Raw genomic sequence first — 3229 nt, forward strand, 5'->3', positions numbered from 1 at the left:
TGAACCAAATATTCTCTCAGAGCTTAAAGACGCGTACTTTGCGCTCAAAATCGGCAAATTTTGGCAAATTTCACTGTTCCACTATGCCCATTACTCCCATTCTCCCGCGCATCCTTAATCTACAATACTTTGAAACAGCCCTGCTCCCAGGAGGGGGAGACAGGAGACAGGAGAAAAAGGAATTTAGAGGAGGTAGGAGTTAAGAATTTTTCCTTGATTTTTCTGCCCAAATATGCACCTAAAATACTAACTTTTTGAGCGTGAAGATCTGAAAACCAGGCACTTTTTTCGACCCCAAAAAGGCACTTACCTTTATCTGTAAATACTTTTAGATTTAATCAGCAAACCCGAATTAAGATTTAATAAAACATAGAATTATAAAGAGCAAAGCCTAAAAAATATATTTGATGAAAAAGATAATTTACAACATCAAAAATGCTATTAAATCTATTCCCATGTGACTCCTGAATTCTTTTTGTGGAGCATTCCGTAGGAAATTATAAGAAATACCCTAGTACAAGATGGTGGAAATAACTAATCAGTTACAAAATCCTAAAACAATTACAAATTAAAAATGATTGATTTTTAACTTCCGTGTAGCGACACTAGCTATTTGTAGCAAACATTTATCAATTTAGTATGATACCAATTGGAAAAAAGAATGCTATGTTTAAGTGACACTTCAATTCAGTATTATATCAAGTTTGGTAGGAATTTTGAGATTTAATTCGGGCTTGCTGATTAAATCCAAAAGCATTTACAAATAAAGGTTTTAGCCTTTTTAGGTCTGTAATACCTTGGTTTTCAGCTCTTCATGCTCAAAAAGGAGGGCATTTTTGCTGCTGAGTTGGGCAAAAAAATTCTCCCCTACTCCCCTACTCCCCCGCTCCCCTACTTCTGAAGAAAGACTTTTTCAGCAAACCCTAATTCAGAATACTGCAAGGCAAAAAAAAATCTGTAGCTAAAATTGCTATTCAGACAAAAAAAATTAGTTATTCTATAAAAAAGTAAAATTATAACTAAGACAGTACGTTAACGATAATGCTGACACAAATAGTTCGTCCCATGGTTCGGACCCAGGTTCGGTTATTAGCAAACTGTCACTCAACCCGTCTAACATTAATTCATACAATTGCTAAATGGCTAGGTTTTTTGGGAGTAAAAGCAGAAGTAACCGAACTTAATGCTAGTCTAGACAAAAAAATAACTATTTCCTTAACTGTAGAAAAACCAGAATCTTGCGATCGCCAAGATTGGCAAAAAATTGTCGATGGTATTAATATAGAAACATCTCAAAATAGTTCCCAAGAAATAACAGCAACCGAACCGATCCAAATAATGACAGCTAAACAACAAGGAAAACTGCAAAGGTTGATAGCTTATGTCATTCAAGCAGGAGAACCAAATCAGAAAATTAAATGGGAAGAAATATGTCCTAATTTACAACAATTGGGATTAGATGAAAATATGTTAGACGGGGTTCGCTCTGCTATTAGAGTACCTCAGTCTATCGATTTATTAGTTGAAGAATTAGAGCCAGATGTAGCAGTGATCGCTCTTCCTTTAGCGATGAATATTGCTCTTTTCGATCGTCAAGTAAACTCATCTGAAGATTATGCTTTAAATTCATTATTACAGGTAATGAAACAACCTACAAAACCTACATATGTAGAGAAAAATGTAGGGAAAAATTTTTTCAGGCATAGACTATATGGGTTAATTACTTCAGTTATTCCTAGATAACAAGTTAGTTATAGCAATATGGTTTGAGTTGTGAGATATTGGAGATTTTTAGGCAACAGTCAACAGGCAACAGGCAACAGAGAAGAAGAAAAAAACGAATATATATGAGTGAGATAACTGCTATACTCTATACTTTCAAGGAACATCTCAATTCTCACATCTGATTCCTGATTGCTATATCAATTCATTAATTGATAATTGATAATTGATAATTGATAATTGATAATTGATAATTGATAATTACCTCTGGTTAAAACTGTTATTGATTGAATATCAGGAAATATTATTTTTTTTCCCCTTAAAAGGGGAGGCTTTAAACCAGAATTATTTAATTAGGGTTTGCTGAATAAAGTCCTTTTGCTCTTTGTAGGGAATAGGGAATAGGTATGGAGGGAATAGTTAAGAGTCAGAAGTTAGGGGAGTTATAGAGAAGTTGGTCGTTCATAGTAGCAAGAGTGATTTTTCTGCCCCCCTCACCCCAAAATCCTCACTTTTTGAGCATGAAGAGCTAAAAACCTGGTACTTTTTCAAGACCCAAAAAGGCTAAAAGCTTTATCTGTAAATGCTTTTATATTTAATCAGCAAGCCCTAATTATTAATTATTAATTATTCGGTAAGCATTTCCTGTGGAATGCTTACATTTATTTTTAGCTATTAGATTAATTTTCTATTCGTGGAACTGGAATAATATCTTGAATTTGCTTTACCCATTCTGGTAATCCATCTGGATATAACTGAGGATAAATAATCAGCAAAAGAATGCCAATAATAGAAGAAGTTAAGATGAAAAGAATCTGCCCATTCTGCATCCAAGTCACGAAATCTAAAAATCCAAATTTTTTCGGTTCCTCTATTTTTGGCTGAGGAGAATTTGTTGTTACTTTATCTCGGATATTACTTTCATCGCCGAATATATTCCCCACAATATTTCCATCTTTATTTTCAATTTTACGACTTTGGTCATTGACAATTTTTTCAGCTATAGTTTGACTGCCAATAAAATCATTATCTTTCATATTTATTACTGAGCCATAATAATGATTTGTGATAGGGTTTGTAGAATCTTTAGGTTGTAAAAAACTACTACTCGGTTCTCTTTCTATTACATCAGAAATTAAACTTAATACATCAACTTCATTATAGTACAACTCGCATTGAGTCTTGAATATACCATTATTAATCCGGCGTTGCAAGTCATCGAATTTATAGAAGTGAGGATTCTGGCTATTTTCTTTACAATCCTTGCAATTACAAGGAATTAATTTATCATATTTGAGTCGATTATTGTAGGAACTATGAATTTTATCCAGCTCGTGAGTCACAATAGTCATTAAATCCCGTTTTTGTTGCCCAGAAATTCTAATTTTTATTTCTCTCTTACCGTAATATTCAATTATTTCTGCTCTGGCTTTATTTTTCTTGAGAATAACTCCACTTTTCCAAACATATTTTTGCTCCTCAATATCCTTGTGCATCGCCACAATAA

1 protein-coding gene and 1 pseudogene are annotated in these 3229 nt (G+C 33.4%); one reads left to right on the forward strand and one right to left on the reverse strand.

Annotated elements, in window-relative coordinates:
* Window positions 1-1041 precede the first annotated feature (1041 nt).
* Complete coding sequence (locus tag F6K54_RS42250) at window positions 1042-1743, forward strand: hypothetical protein (RefSeq protein ID WP_293090465.1); 702 nt, start codon at window positions 1042-1044, stop codon at window positions 1741-1743.
* A gap of 659 nt (window positions 1744-2402) precedes the next feature.
* Here F6K54_RS42250 and F6K54_RS42255 read toward each other — a convergent pair.
* Window positions 2403-3229 (reverse strand): annotated as a pseudogene (locus F6K54_RS42255) (GTPase); the annotation flags it as partial.

Source organism: Okeania sp. SIO3B5 (assembly GCF_010692555.1).
Lineage (GTDB): Bacteria > Cyanobacteriota > Cyanobacteriia > Cyanobacteriales > Microcoleaceae > Okeania.